Source organism: Agrobacterium sp. GD03872 (assembly GCF_029840625.1).
GTDB classification, from domain to species: domain Bacteria; phylum Pseudomonadota; class Alphaproteobacteria; order Rhizobiales; family Rhizobiaceae; genus Agrobacterium; species Agrobacterium fabrum_A.
In genome coordinates this window covers 505,673-519,679 of the sequence record NZ_JAOCCY010000003.1, presented here as the reverse complement: position 1 = coordinate 519,679, position 14,007 = coordinate 505,673, and the positions used below count along the sequence as shown (strand labels likewise).

Sequence of the window (14,007 nt, the reverse complement as noted above, 5' to 3'; positions counted from 1 at the left end):
CGCCGTCACGTCCGGCTGACAAACGAATTGCATGAATGGATCGATTGATTAACTTGAAGCTTCCGTTACGGTAACGCCTCTTGCGGTTGGCGCGATGGAGGGGCCTTGCGCTTCCTCCGTGCGCCTCGATAGTCAGATTTTGGAAGATCGATGCTGGAAAAGCAGGAAAAGGCCGCTTTGGCCGCACGCATCAGGGATTATCTCGCCCGTGAGACCGAAGCCGAAATCGGCCTGCTGCAGGCGGAAATCTTTGTGGATTTTCTGGCCGAGGAGCTGGGGCATGCCTTCTATAATGAGGGGCTCAGGGATGCGCATGCGGCGATCCTGAGACGCCTTGAGGACGCGGCAGGCGATATCGACGTGCTGGAGAAGCCGAAGCCGCGCTAAGGGTGCTTCGTCTCTCAGTCCCGCAATATGTCGCGGCTTTTGAGAATGGCCGCGCCTTTTTCCCGCATTGTCACAATCGCCGCCTTGATGCCCTGCGGATCGATGCCGCGGCTGGCGTCCTCGATGAAACGGACATTCACACCGGGTAGCATGTCGAGGGCATCGATCACCGAAAAACTGACGCAATAGTCGGTGGCAAGGCCACAGACGTCGAGTTGCGTGACGCCCTGGCGGCTCAGATAGTCGGCCAGTCCCGTCGTCGCCCCCTGGTCATTGTCGCGAAAGGCGGAATAGCTGTCGACGGCGGGGTTTTCGCCCTTCTGCTGGATGTAATCGAAGGCTTCCGTCTTCAGATCGGGGTGGAATTCCGCATCCGGCGTGCCCTGAACACAATGGTCCGGCCACATCATCTGCGGCTTTCCGGAGAGTTCGCCCATGTCGAAGGGTTTCTTGCCGGGATGTTGCGAGGCGAAGCTGCCGTGATTTTCCGGGTGCCAGTCCTGCGAGGCGACGATGAGATCGTAGCCGCCATTGTCGATGAGGGCATTGGCGATGGGCACGACCCTGTCGCCATCGGCAACGGCCAGATTGCCGCCGGGGCAAAAACCGTTCTGGATATCGATGAGCAGCAGCGCCTTCATGATGTGCCTCCCTTTTATCGCAGGATGCCAAGCCGGCTTTGACGGATCAAGCCCCTTTCGACCTATCCGGCAGGCAGGGGGTCGGGCAGGAGCCGCCCAGCCGCAGTCCTGCCGTATTTGCAGCAAACTTCCGGCCAAGTCGGAATTTACCTGACGATGCGGCGACGGAAATTTTAAGGGCCGATGACGCCCTCAGGGGCATTTCCCGGGACGATGCGGTGCGGATGCACGCAGTACCCGCGCAAGTCATTGTTTTGCCTTCGCCTGACAATGCGCAGACCTTAATGAATTATTTTTGCAGGGACTCGTAAACACTTTGGTTACCATAATTCGTCATGCTTCGAACCAGTCAGTTCCGAAACCGGCGTGGTGTCCGCCCGCTTTTCGGATGCCCCAAAATCCCACCGGCATCGGCCGGGTGTGCGTGAACGGTTCGAGTAACGAGTATCATGGCGTTTTCTGCTGCGGCCTATAATGGCGCCGGTCTTGCCGGTTCGTCTTCCGTCAAGAGAGGCAAATCCTTTTCGTTCGGCCGAATGTCCGCCCTGCTCGGCGGCGGCGCCTTTGCCGGGCTTTTCGCCTTCGCCGCCTTCGCCTCGCTGCACAGCATGGCTGCCGCTTCGCATGGTGCCGGTCAGTTTGAAAAGACGCTGGTGACGAGACTAGCTTCCACTGAGACGGCGATTGCCCACACGGCTGCGCGGGATATTCACGTTCGCAAGTTTTCCCGCCTGGGCGACCATAGCCAGGGCCAGCAGAAGGCGGTTCGACTTGCCGGTATCATGCCCGAGATCGGCGCGAAGGAATTCGGCGAGCGCTTCGGCGCGGCTGCCAATGCAAAGGGGCAGGCGAGGGTGAAGGAACTTGCTGCGCTCAATCCCTCGGCGATCGTCGATTCGGCGCTTGGACGCACCTCCGAGGTTGCCTATCGGAGCGCCGTTCCGCAGCATCCGGCATTTGAAGTGGCGCTGGCGCGGCCGCAGATCGAGGAAGAGGCAAGCAGCCTGCTGCCCGATGATGTGCCGCTGCCAAGCTTCCGTCCCGAGGTTGCGACGGCTCAGACCGTTGAGCCGTCACCGCGTCCCGCGACATCGTCCAAGACCGAGGAACATGTTCCGGCCGTCGCTTCGGCACCGGCTTTCGATGCGCCGGTCCCCCTTCGTGCGCCTGCGCCGCCGAAGCAGAGCACCGGCGCCATGCTCGCCTTTGCAAAACCTGACAATCCAATGCACGAGCCGAGCAAGATGGATGCGGTTCCGTGGCCGGATCGCGGCAATGGCACGGCGATCTACGATATTTCCTCTGGCGTCGTGCACATGCCGAATGGCGAGAAGCTCGAAGCGCATTCCGGCATTGGCAAGATGCGCGACAACCCCGATTATGTGCATGTGAGAATGCGCGGTTCGACGCCGCCTTCCAGCTATCGTCTGACGATGCGCGAGGCGCGGTTCCATGGCGTCGAGGCCATTCGCCTGACACCGGAAAACGGCGTCAACCCGCACGGCCGCGACGGTCTTCTGGCGCATACCTACATGCTGGCGAAACGCGGCGAATCGAATGGCTGCGTGGTGTTCCGGGATTACCCGCGCTTTCTTGCGGCCTTCAAGCGCGGCGAAGTCAAGCGCATGGTGGTGGTGCCGAAGTTGAACGGCAACCGGCCGACGCTGGCCAGCAGTGGCGGTAAAAGCGGCGGCAAGACCCTGCTCGGCATGTTCTCGCGCGGCAGCGATTCCTGAGCTTTCCTCGTTCCACGCATTTTCCGGACGTAAAACCGCAGCGCATTTTTTAATGGAAATGCTCTAGCGACCGCGCCGCTGTGTCAGCACCATGCCGGCGAGGATGAGCAGGATGCCGAGTGCGCTTGCCCAGATTTTCGGCGGGTGATCGCTGAAAAGATCGAGAGCCACGCCTGAAACCATCTGGCCGCTGATGACCAGAAGGGCGGTATTGACCGCACCGATGCGCGGAATGAGCCAGCTTCCCGAAGCGATGAAGACGACGCCGATCGGGCCGCCGATAAAGGCGAGCCAGGGGGCATCGGCCGCGCCCGGCGGAATGAGGCCGCCGACGATGAGGCCGATGACCGTCAGCACGGCAAAACCGACAATGTGGTTCCAGAACGATGCGATCAGCGGCGAATTCGAGAGGCTGAGGCGGCCGTTGATCTGGCGGCTCAGCGCCACGAAGACGCCGCCGGCAAAGGCCATGGCGATCCAGACAATCATGCCGTTCTCCCGACAAGGATGATGAGCGCGCTGCCGCACAGGATCAGCGCCACCGCCGCCATGTCCCGCAGGTCCGGCTTTCTTCTGGGCAGGCCGAAGAGGCCGAAAAGATCCGCCAGCAGGCTGAAGATTACCTGTCCACCGAGACCGAGCGCAATCGTGCCGGAAAGCGCCAGCGGCGAATTGACGGCGGTCGAGGTGAGGATGACGATGGCCGCACCCACGACCCCGCCGCAATAGGCCCAGAGCGGCGCTTTCGGCTTTGCCGGTGTCGCGGCGTCTTTTTTCGGGCGCATGATGGCGAGATAGATCAGCGCCGCCACCGTGCCGGTGCCGTGCGCCGTCCAGGAGGAAAACAACGCATTGCCGTAGTGGGCGAGCTGACCGTTGAAATGCACCATCAATGTCAAAAGGCAGCCGCTGGCGAAGGCGGCGGCAAGATGCAGCGGGTTGAGGCGGGGATGCGTCGTATCTGTCATGGCGGGCCGGAAAGCTGAAGAGGAACCCGAGCTTTAGCCGATATGTGCCTGAAGCGGAATCGAATTGCACCGCTTTGCCGCGTCGGGCGACATTATCCTGTGCGCTACGGAACAAGCGAGCCTGCCACGCATTATTGCAATATGCAGAAAACGACGCGCAAACCATTGAACCGGATGACGATTTTCGTCATTTCGCTTTTTATTCTCGCAGCCGTGGTCGCGGCAGTCTATCTGGTCGGCTTCACGCCCGGCGAAGTATAAAGCGGATCGATCAATGACCGGCCGGGGCGGTCGTGTTCTTGCCGCGTTCCATCGCCACGCGTGTCTTCGCCATTAAATAACGGATGCCGTGAAGCAGGAACCGGCTGGTTTCCAGAAAGGCACGATAGGGCAGTACGGTGAAATAGCGCCAGCGCGGCAGGCGGTAGATGCGCAGATTGTTCTGAATCTGGCTTTCCCCATCCGCATCCTGTGTGGCGCAGAGCGGGTAGAGGAAGGCCGCCTTCAGCCCCGCGAGATATTCGAGATCGAATGCGATATCATAGGCGAGCCGCATGGGGATCAGCTTCGATATCCATTTTCCGGCGCGGCGGTTGACGAGATAGGCTCCCGACCCTTTTTCCCGCGTGATGGCAATGGCGAGCGAACGACCGTTGGAAAGCGGGCGGAACGGGAATTTCCGGCCATTGCTGACGGTCGTGAGCCGCAGCAAATCCCAGTCGCCGTCGTTCAGCACCGCCTCGTCTATGGCGTTGAGAAAATCATCGTCGAAGACCACGTCATCCTCGAGGATAAGCGCGATATCTGCATCACCCGCCATGAATTTATTGGCGCAAGCGACATGGCTGAGATAGCAGCCGATTTCCGGCGGCGAGGTACGGCGGCCATGCATGAGCATGTAGGATATCTCGCTGAATTCCGGGATCGGATAATTCAGTTCGCGGCCATTGACGCCGGGGACACGCTCCGCCTTGAGCCCCATGGCGTCGAGGCGCGCGGTCATATCCGCGAGGCGTTTGGTGGCGCTGTCCATATTGATCAGGAAAACGGCGAGCCTGCGCTGACTTTTCGGTAATATATGCAAAGCAGTCCTCGCCCGGTTCTCAGGTCCCCATTGCAACTCCTTTATTGCAACGGCATGACGCGGGCTATGGAAAAAGCCGCCTTCAGGCACTCATGGTTGTCGAATCAGACCTTTTCCACAAATCCGTCCAGCACACGCTTCTGGCCGGCGCGATCGAAGTCGATCGTCAGCTTGTTGCCTTCGATGGCGGAGATGTTGCCATTGCCGAATTTGAGGTGGAAGACGCGGTCGCCGACAAAAAATTTCGATGGCGTGTCGGCGACGGATTTCGCCACCAGTTCGCCGTCGATCGTGCGGCTGCGCGGGCCGCTTTCGCCATAACCGATGCGTTCGACCGCATGGCCGGAGCGGGTGCCCCAATTGTCGCGGGTGGCATCGCTGCGGTTCTGCTGCGCGCGTTTCCAGCCGGGGGTGGAATAGTTGTTGGTGAAGGGGTCGGCCTTGTCGAAGCGCGACTGGCCATAACCGCCGCGTCCGCCATAACCGCCGTAATTGCTGTCGGACGCCGCGACATCCACATGGGCGGGCGGTAGCTCTTCGAGAAAACGCGAGGGCAGGGTGGATTGCCACAGGCCATGGATACGCCGGTTCGACACGAACCAGATATGGCAGAGCTTCTTGGCGCGGGTGATGCCGACATAGGCCAGACGGCGCTCCTCCTCCAGACCGGAGCGGCCGCCTTCGTCCAGCGCCCGCTGGTGCGGGAACAGGCCTTCTTCCCAGCCGGGCAGGAAGACGGTGTCGAACTCCAGGCCCTTGGCGGAGTGCAGCGTCATGATCGAGACGGCATCGAGATTTTCGTTCTGCTCGGCATCCATGACCAGCGCGACGTGCTCGAGGAAGCCGCGCATGCTCTCGAAGGCCTCCATCGAGCGGATGAGTTCCTTCAGGTTTTCCAGCCGTCCGGGCGCTTCGGCGCTCTTGTCGGCCTGCCACATGGCGGTATAGCCGCTTTCGTCGAGGACCTGCTCGGCAAGCGTGGTGTGTTCGGTGTTTTCCAGCAGGCCCTGCCAGCGGCGGAAATCCTGCACCACGTCGAACAGCGCCTTGCGCGCCTTCGGTTTCAGCTCGTCGGTCTCGATGATGTCGGCGGCTGCCGCCAGCATCGGAATATCGCGGGCGCGGGCGTAATCATGCAGATTGCGGATCGTCGTGTCGCCAAGGCCGCGCTTGGGCGTGTTGACGATCCGCTCGAAGGCGAGATCGTCGGCCGGCTGGCAGACGAGACGGAAATAGGCCATGGCGTCGCGGATTTCGAGGCGCTCGTAAAAGCGCGGGCCGCCGATGACGCGGTAATTGAGGCCGAGCGTCACGAACCGGTCTTCGAATTCGCGCATCTGGAAGGAGGCGCGGACGAGGATCGCCATGTCGTTCAGATTATGGTTCTTGCGCTGGAGCTGTTCGATTTCCTCGCCGACAGCGCGGGCTTCCTCCTCGGAATCCCAGGCCGCATGCACCATGACCTTCTCGTCATCCGGGCTGCTGCGTTCGGTGAACAGCGTCTTGCCGAGACGTCCTTCATTATGGGCGATCAGATGGCCGGCCGTGCCGAGAATATGCTCGGTGGAGCGATAGTTGCGTTCGAGCTTGATGACCTTGGCGCCGGGGAAATCCTTGTCGAAGCGCAGGATATTGTCCACTTCCGCACCGCGCCAGCCATAAATCGACTGGTCGTCATCGCCGACGCAGCAGACATTCTGCGGCTCACCCTTGGCGCGCTGTGCAAGCAGCCTGAGCCACATATATTGCGCCGTATTGGTGTCCTGATATTCATCCACCAGAATGTAGCGGAACTTCTGGTGATACTCCTTCAGAATATCGGTGTGGCGGCGGAAGATGCTGATCGGGTGCATCAGAAGATCGCCAAAGTCGCAGGCGTTCAGCGTCTTCAGGCGGGCCTGATAGGCGGCGTAGAGTTCGCGGCCCTTGCCGTTGGCGAAAGCGCGGCTGTCGCCCTCCGGAATATCCGGCGGCGTCAGCCCCTTGTTCTTCCAGCCGTCGATCATGCCGGCGAACTGTTTTGCCGGCCAGCGCTTGTCATCAAGACCTTCGGCCTGAATGAGCTGCTTGATCAGCCGCACCACGTCGTCGGTATCGAGAATGGTGAAATCCGATTTCAGGCCGACCAGTTCGGCATGACGGCGCAGCAGCTTGACGCCGATGGAGTGGAAGGTGCCGAGCCAGGGCATGCCCTCGACAGCGCCGCCGACCAGAACGCCGATACGTTCCTTCATCTCGCGGGCGGCCTTGTTGGTGAAGGTCACGGCAAGGATCTGGCTCGGATAGGCGCGGCCGGTGGCGAGAATATGGGCGATGCGGGTGGTCAGAACGCGGGTTTTGCCTGTGCCTGCGCCGGCAAGGACGAGAACGGGTCCGTCAAGCGTTTCCACGGCGTCGCGCTGTTCCGGGTTGAGGCCGGAAAGATAGTCGGGCGCAGCACGCGCCTGATCGCGCGCCGCCATGGCGCGGGCGGCAATGCCAAGCCCGCCGCCGTTTTCCGCACCGGCATTGTTCGTCGCCCTGCGCGGCGTCACGGGTTCTTCATCGAAGAACGGCATATCGTCAAAACTGTTGCTCATGCGGCCCAATGTAGTGATTCGGGATATAAAGGCCAGAACCGTGTTCTGCTTTTATTCCAGTATCATCAGTCAAAACGCCCATTCCAAGGCATTTTTTCACTTCATGCCTGCCTGTCGGCGTCGAAAGCGGCATCCACGGGCAATTGCAGCGCCACCGCAAGCTGGTTGGTCTTGGCGGCAAGCGCGATGACCCGCAAGAGATCGGCGTGCTGCTCGGTGGTCATGCCCTTGGCTTTGGCGGCGGCGGTGTGGGAATGGGCGCAATAGGAGCAGCCATTGGTGACGGAAACGGCGATATAGAGCATTTCCTTCACCACGGGATCGAGCGCCGAAGGTGTCGCCATCACCGCCTTGACCTCGGCCCAGGTCTTTTCAAGCAGATCGGGATCGAAGGCGAGGTAGAGCCACATATTGTTGATAAAATCCGATTTGCGGGTGGTGCGGATGTCATCGAACACCGCCTTGACGCGCGGGTCGGCTTCGGGATTTGGGGCTTTCGTTACAGTGCTCATGGTTTCCTCCGGCTCTTTTCCTGGGGGCAGATTACCGCGCCGAAGAATATTTGCGATAAAAATGGCGTTTGTCGTGTGTTCGACGAGAATCCATCACAAATTACAATTACGTAAGAAACGGATTTGTGCGTTGCCTCGTTTCAAGCGAGCGGGAATACTGCGCATATGTCCCGGGGCGTGCGCTTCCGGGAATTCCTTATGCTGCGCGGATCGACCGGAGAAATATATGCGGGTCTGGAAACAGGTGGGTGTCAGTGTTGCCGTGGTGGGAGCAGGGCTCTGTCTCTGGGGCTTTTATTCGCCTGAAGCCCGCAATGTGCTCACCGCGATCGGGCTTGGCAAAACGCCTGCCGGGGCGGTTGAAGTCGCTGCATCCGGCGGCTCGGCGGCCGGTGCGCCGACGGGACAGAATGCCGGCGGTGCGCGCCGCAACGGCAACGCCACACTGGTGGTGACGGCCCCGGTGAAGAAAGGCACGGTCAATGACCGGCTGAACGCCATCGGCAATGGCGAGGCGATCCAGTCGGTCGTCGTCATGCCGCAGGCTTCAGGCACGCTTTCGGAAATCCGCACCTCCTCCGGCGCCCGCGTGGTGAAGGGGCAGGTGCTGGCGCGGCTCGATGACGAGGAGCAGGTGATCGAGCGCGACAAGGCGCAGGTGGCGCTGCGCAGCGCCGTTGAAAAATCCAATTCCTACAAGAACCTGAAATCCGTGTCCCGCCTTGACGTGCTGGATGCGCAGATTGCCGAGGAAGCCGCCAAGCTTGCGCTGAGCACCGCCGAACTCAATCTCAAGCGTCGCGACATCGTCGCGCCCATTGAAGGCGTGGCAGGTATTGTCGCCGCCAATATCGGCGATAACGTCACCACGCAGTCGACCATCGTCAGCATTGACGACCGTTCCGAAATTCTCGTCAATTTCTGGGCGCCGGAAAGGTTCGCAACCGCGATCAAGATCGGCATGCCGGTGGAGGCGACGTCGATTTCCCGGCCGGGCGAGACCTTCAAGGGCGAAATCGAAGCCGTCGACAACCGCGTCGACGAGGCGAGCCGGACGATCCGCATCCGGGCGAAATTCGGCAATGAGAAGGATGAGCTGAGGGCGGGCATGTCCTTCGGCGTCACCATGCGTTTTGCCGGGGAGACCTATGCTTCGGTCGACCCGCTGGCCGTGCAGTGGGATGCTGAAGGCTCCTACGTCTGGCGCGTGACCGATAATAAATCGAACAAGGTGAGGGTGCAGATCGTGCAGCGCAACCCGGATGCCGTTCTCGTCAAGGCGGAACTGGCGGATGGCGAGCCTGTCGTGATCGAGGGCCTGCAGCGTGTCAGGGAAGGCGGCGCGGTCCGCGTCGGCAATCAACCGAAACCCGAAGAGGTTGCCAGCCAATGACGACGCAGCCGCCCTCCGGTCAGGATTCCAAGCTCGCCTTTACCGCATTGTTCGTTCGCCGGCCGATCCTGGCGGCGGTTCTCAACACGCTGCTGGTCGTTGCCGGCCTTGCCGCCCTAGTGGGCGTCGAAGTGCGCGAACTGCCTGACGTCGACCGGCCGACGATCAGCGTCAGGACCACCTATGAGGGGGCTGCGCCCGAAACCATCGATCAGGAAGTAACGCAGACCATCGAAGGCGCGGTGGCGCGTGTCAGCGGCGTCAAGTCCATCTCGTCCAACTCGCAATTCGGCACCAGCCGCGTGACGCTGGAATTCGGCGACGATGTCGATCTGGCCGTCGCCGCCAACGACGTGCGCGACGCCATCGGCCGCGTTACCAACGAATTGCCTGACGATGCCGACGAGCCGCAGATCATCAAGGCGGATTCCGACAGCCAGCCGATCATGCGCCTTGCCGTCACCTCCTCCACGCTCAGCATGGAAGACCTGACCAAGCTTGTTGATGACGAAATCATCGACCGTCTGGCCGCCGTCGACGGCGTGGCCGATGTGGAGCTTTACGGCGACCAGGAAAAGGTCTTCCGCGTCGATCTCAATCAGGCGGCATTGGCGAGCCGTGGTCTGACCGTGACCGATGTTTCCAATGCGCTGGCCAGCGCTGCGCTCGATGTGCCGGCGGGATCGCTGAAAAGCACGACGCAGGACATCGTCGTGCGCGCTACGGCCAGCCTGACGAAACCCGAAGACTTTTCCAATCTTCTCATCAAGAACAATATCCGCCTTCGCGACGTCGCGACCGTCATGCTGGGTGCGGATGACGAATCCACCTCGCTGCGCTCCAACGGCGTGCAGGGCGTCGGTCTCGGTGTCATCCGTCAGGCGCAGTCGAACACGCTCAGCATTTCCACTGGTGTGAAGGCAGCGGTCGAGACCATGTCGGCCAATCTGCCCGAGGGTACGCGTATTGTCGTGACCAGCGACGATGCGGTCTTCATCGAAGGCGCGTTGCACGAGGTCGAGCTGGCGCTCGGTCTCTCGGCGATCATCGTCGTCGTCGTGCTCTATCTCTTCCTGCGTGACTGGCGCGCCACCCTCATTCCGGCGATCACCATGCCGGTGGCGCTGATCGGCACCATCGTCGCCATCTACATGGTCGGCTTCTCGGTCAATATCCTGACGCTGCTTGCCATTGTTCTCGCGACGGGCCTCGTGGTGGATGACGCCATCGTCGTGCTGGAAAATATCGTGCGCCGCCGGACGGAAGGCATGGGGCCGCGCGCCGCCGCCGTTCTCGGCACGCAGGAAGTCTTCTTCGCGGTCATCGCGACGACGGCGACGCTTGCCGCCGTGTTCATTCCGCTCTCCTTCCTGCCGGGTCAGCTTGGCGGCCTGTTCCGTGAATTCGGTTTCGTCTTGGCCTTCGCGGTGGGCCTGTCCTCCATCGTGGCGCTGACGCTCTGCCCGATGCTGGCTTCCCGCATGCTGAAGGAGGGGCTGAAGGAACCGACGGGGCCGCTCGCATGGTTCGGCAATGTCTTTGCCTCCACCTACAAGTCGACGCTTTCCGCCTGCCTCAACAATCCGCTGATCGTCATCGTCGTGGCGCTGATCTTTTCCGGCCTTTCCTGGATCGCCTTCGGCATGATCCAGAACGAGCTGACACCGCGCGAGGACCGCGCCTCGATCATGATGCGGGTCACCGCGCCGCAGGGCGTCAGTCTGGAATATACCCGCGACCAGCTGCAGCGGATCGAGGAAAACCTGCAGCCGCTGCGCGACAGCGGTGAAATCCGCAATATCTACTCCATTACCGGCATGAACGGTTCGTCCAATACCGGTTTCATGGTGCTGACGCTTGCTCCCTGGGCTGATCGTGAGCGGGCGCAGAACCAGATCGCCGCCGATGTCACCTCCGCCGCCAACCGGGTGCCGGCGCTGCGCGGCAACGCGATGCAGCCGAACAGCCTCAGAATTCGCGGCGCCGGCAGCGGCCTGCAGATGGCGATGGTCGGCAGCAATTATCCGGCGCTGACTGAGGCGACGCAGAAATTGCTGCTTTCCATGGAGGAAAGCGGCCTGTTCGATACGCCGCGTTTCGACAATGAGCCCAATCAGGCGCAGATTTCCGTCTCCATCGACCGCGAACGCGCATCGGATCTCGGCATCGATATCACCGGCCTGTCGCGCGCCATGCAGTCGCTGCTGGAAGGGCGCTCCATCGTCGATGTCTTCGTGGATGGCGATGCGATCCCGGTGCGGCTTCTCTCCTCCACCCGGCCGATCAACGATCCGACCGATCTCGAAAACGTCTTCCTGAAGACGGGCGACGGCAAGATCGTGCCGATGTCGGTCATCGCAACGCTGAAGGAAAATGCGGTCGCACCGCAGCTCAATCGCGAACAGCAGCTTCCCTCGGTCGGCTTTACCGCCAATCTCAAGGATGGCGTTTCGCTGGGTGAGGCGCTGCAAAAGGTGAATGAACTTGCACAATCCGTCCTGCCACCCGGCGCGCGCCTGCTGCCGCTCGGCGAAGCGGCGACGCTGGAGGAAAATTCGAGCGGCATGCTGCTGACCTTCGGTTTCGCCATCGCCATCATCTTCCTCGTGCTGGCTGCGCAGTTTGAAAGCGTGCTCAGTTCGGTCATCATCATGACGACGGTGCCGCTCGGTCTCGCCTGCGCGGTCATCGCGCTGCTCGTCACCGGCTCGAGCCTCAACGTCTATAGCCAGATCGGTCTTGTGCTGCTCGTCGGGGTGATGGCGAAGAACGGTATTCTCATCGTCGAATTCGCCAATCACCTGCGCGATCAGGGCGCAACCGTGCGGGAAGCCATTGAAAAGGCCACCAGCATTCGCCTGCGCCCCGTCATGATGACGATGATCGCCACCATTCTCGGCGGTGTACCGCTGGTGCTGGCGCAGGGCGCGGGCGCGGAAGCGCGTATCGCGCTAGGCTGGGTCATCGTTGGCGGCCTCGGCTTTGCGACGCTGGTGACGCTTTACATCACGCCGGTCTCCTACCTGCTGATTGCCCGTTTCGCCAAACCTCAGGCGGATGAGGAAGTTCGCCTTCACCGTGAACTCGAACTTGCCGCTCGCCGCAAGGCGCTGGAGGAAGACAAGCCGCTGCTCGCTGCGGAATAGCATGGGGTTCTCGCCAAACGGCATCCGGCACAATTGCGATGCTGGACAAAGCGTTAACCTTATCCCATACCACCTGACGGAATTTCGTAACGGATCGAATCCTTTACGGGCAGATGTTGCGGTGGAGACGGACGATGGCGCTGAAAGACGTGGTGGCAGGGACGAGAAACGAAGAGGGCATCGCGTCTGTGCTCGCGGTGCTGAAGCAGCAGCTTGGCGACAGGCTGCAGACCGGACAGGCGTTTCGCGAGCAGCACGGCCACACCACCACCTATCTGACGCTGCAGGCGCCTGATGGCGTCGTTTTTGCCGAAAGTGCGGACGATGTGAAGGCCGTGGTAAAGGTCTGCGCGCAATATAAGGTGCCGGTCATTCCTTTCGGAACGGGCTCTTCGCTGGAAGGGCAGGTGAATGCTCCGAACGGCGGAATCTGCATCGATTTCAGCCGGATGAATCGCATCATTGAGGTGAATGCCGAAGATCTTGACGTGACGGTGGAACCGGGCGTGACGCGCGAGGACCTGAATGTCTATCTGCGCGATACCGGCCTGTTTTTCCCCATCGATCCCGGCGCCAATGCCTCCATCGGCGGCATGGCCTCGACGCGGGCTTCCGGCACCAATGCCGTGCGTTACGGCACGATGAAGGACAATGTGCTGGCCGTTACCGCCGTTGTCGCCAATGGCGAGGAAATCCGCACCGCCCGCCGCGCCCGCAAGTCGTCCGCCGGTTACGACCTGACGCGGCTTTTCGTCGGCGCGGAGGGGACGCTGGGTGTCATTACCTCGGTAACGCTGCGGCTGCAGGGTATTCCCGAAAAGATCGCCGGCGGCGTCTGCACCTTCGACAGCATCAAGACGGCCTGCGACGCCGTCATCATGACGATCCAGATGGGGGTTCCGGTCGCCCGCATCGAATTGCTCGACGAGGTGCAGGTGCGGGCCTGCAACGCCTATTCCGGCCTGAACTACGCGGAGAAGCCAACGCTTTTCGTGGAATTCCATGGCACCGAGGAAACGGCGGCGCTGCAATCGCAGCAGTTCGCCGAGATCGCCGCCGAATGCGGCGGCGTCGATTTCCGCTGGACGGGCGATGCGGCCGAGCGCAACAAGCTGTGGAAGGCGCGGCATGACGCCTATTGGGCTTCCCGCGCGCTTGCGCCCCATCTCGACGGGCTTTCCACCGATGTCTGCGTGCCGATCTCGCGGCTGGCGGATTGCGTGGTGGAAACGCAGCAGGACATCGAGGAAAACGGCTTTCTGGCGCCGATCGTCGGTCATGCGGGCGATGGAAACTTCCACGTCCTTATTCTGTTCGACGGCAAGGATGCGGAAAGCGTTGCGAAAACCGAAGCCTTCGTCGCCCGCCTCAACCGCCGCGCCATCGCCATGGACGGCACCTGCACCGGCGAACACGGCATCGGCCAGGGCAAGATGAGTTTTCTCGCCGAAGAGGCGGGAAATGCACTGAATCTCATGCGTGCCATCAAAACGTCGCTCGATCCCGATAACATCTTCAATCCGGGCAAGTTGTTCCGTCTTGTCTGATCATTCTCATATTT

The 14,007-nt window shown here is 61.3% G+C and carries 11 protein-coding genes; 5 read left to right on the top strand and 6 right to left on the bottom strand.

From position 1 onward, the window contains the following. Positions 1-150: 150 nt before the first annotated feature. Positions 151-387, top strand: coding sequence for a DUF2164 domain-containing protein (locus N5D22_RS10235; protein ID WP_279656262.1), 237 nt, complete (start codon positions 151-153; stop codon positions 385-387). A 14-nt stretch (positions 388-401) separates the two neighbouring features. Here the strand turns inward: N5D22_RS10235 and pncA are convergent, their stop codons facing one another. Beyond that, a complete protein-coding gene (gene pncA, locus N5D22_RS10230) occupies positions 402-1,028 on the bottom strand; it encodes a bifunctional nicotinamidase/pyrazinamidase (RefSeq protein ID WP_279656261.1) in 627 nt (208 codons plus the stop codon). Between the two features lie 449 nt (positions 1,029-1,477). Here pncA and N5D22_RS10225 point away from each other — a divergent pair, with 449 nt between their 5' ends. Then, complete coding sequence (locus N5D22_RS10225) at positions 1,478-2,764, top strand: DUF2778 domain-containing protein (protein ID WP_279656260.1); 1,287 nt, start codon at positions 1,478-1,480, stop codon at positions 2,762-2,764. Between the two features lie 63 nt (positions 2,765-2,827). Here N5D22_RS10225 and N5D22_RS10220 read toward each other — a convergent pair whose 3' ends face one another. The 5 genes from N5D22_RS10220 to N5D22_RS10200 all read right to left on the bottom strand — a co-directional run bounded on the left by N5D22_RS10220 (position 2,828) and on the right by N5D22_RS10200 (position 7,907). Then, positions 2,828-3,253 (bottom strand): DMT family transporter, encoded by a 426-nt coding sequence (locus N5D22_RS10220; RefSeq protein ID WP_279656259.1) that lies wholly within the window; start codon positions 3,251-3,253, stop codon positions 2,828-2,830. Then, positions 3,250-3,732 carry a DMT family transporter gene (locus N5D22_RS10215; RefSeq protein ID WP_279656258.1) on the bottom strand — a complete coding sequence of 161 codons (483 nt, stop codon included), beginning with the start codon at positions 3,730-3,732 and terminating at the stop codon, positions 3,250-3,252. Before N5D22_RS10215 ends, N5D22_RS10220 begins: the two co-directional genes overlap by 4 nt. A gap of 271 nt (positions 3,733-4,003) precedes the next feature. Then, positions 4,004-4,816 (bottom strand): glycosyltransferase family 25 protein, encoded by an 813-nt coding sequence (locus N5D22_RS10210; RefSeq protein WP_279656257.1) that lies wholly within the window; start codon positions 4,814-4,816, stop codon positions 4,004-4,006. Positions 4,817-4,920: 104 nt separating this feature from the next. Beyond that, a complete protein-coding gene (locus tag N5D22_RS10205; protein ID WP_279656256.1) occupies positions 4,921-7,395 on the bottom strand; it encodes a UvrD-helicase domain-containing protein in 2,475 nt (824 codons plus the stop codon). A 101-nt stretch (positions 7,396-7,496) separates the two neighbouring features. Next, positions 7,497-7,907: a carboxymuconolactone decarboxylase family protein gene (locus tag N5D22_RS10200; protein ID WP_279656255.1), complete on the bottom strand. Its 411-nt coding sequence runs from the start codon at positions 7,905-7,907 to the stop codon at positions 7,497-7,499. 226 nt (positions 7,908-8,133) lie between these two features. On the opposite strand from N5D22_RS10200, the gene N5D22_RS10195 reads away from it, so the two are divergent. The 3 genes from N5D22_RS10195 (at position 8,134) to N5D22_RS10185 (ending at position 13,993) form a co-directional block, all read left to right on the top strand. Next, positions 8,134-9,300, top strand: coding sequence for an efflux RND transporter periplasmic adaptor subunit (locus N5D22_RS10195; protein WP_279656254.1), 1,167 nt, complete (start codon positions 8,134-8,136; stop codon positions 9,298-9,300). Then, the gene (locus tag N5D22_RS10190) at positions 9,297-12,446 is read left to right on the top strand and encodes an efflux RND transporter permease subunit (RefSeq protein ID WP_279656253.1); all 3,150 of its coding nucleotides are present in this window, start codon (positions 9,297-9,299) and stop codon (positions 12,444-12,446) included. The genes N5D22_RS10195 and N5D22_RS10190 overlap by 4 nt, the downstream gene beginning before the upstream one ends. A 134-nt stretch (positions 12,447-12,580) precedes the next feature. Next, positions 12,581-13,993, top strand: a complete 1,413-nt coding sequence (locus N5D22_RS10185) for an FAD-linked oxidase C-terminal domain-containing protein (RefSeq protein WP_279656252.1) — start codon at positions 12,581-12,583, stop codon at positions 13,991-13,993. The last annotated feature ends 14 nt before the right edge of the window (positions 13,994-14,007 follow it).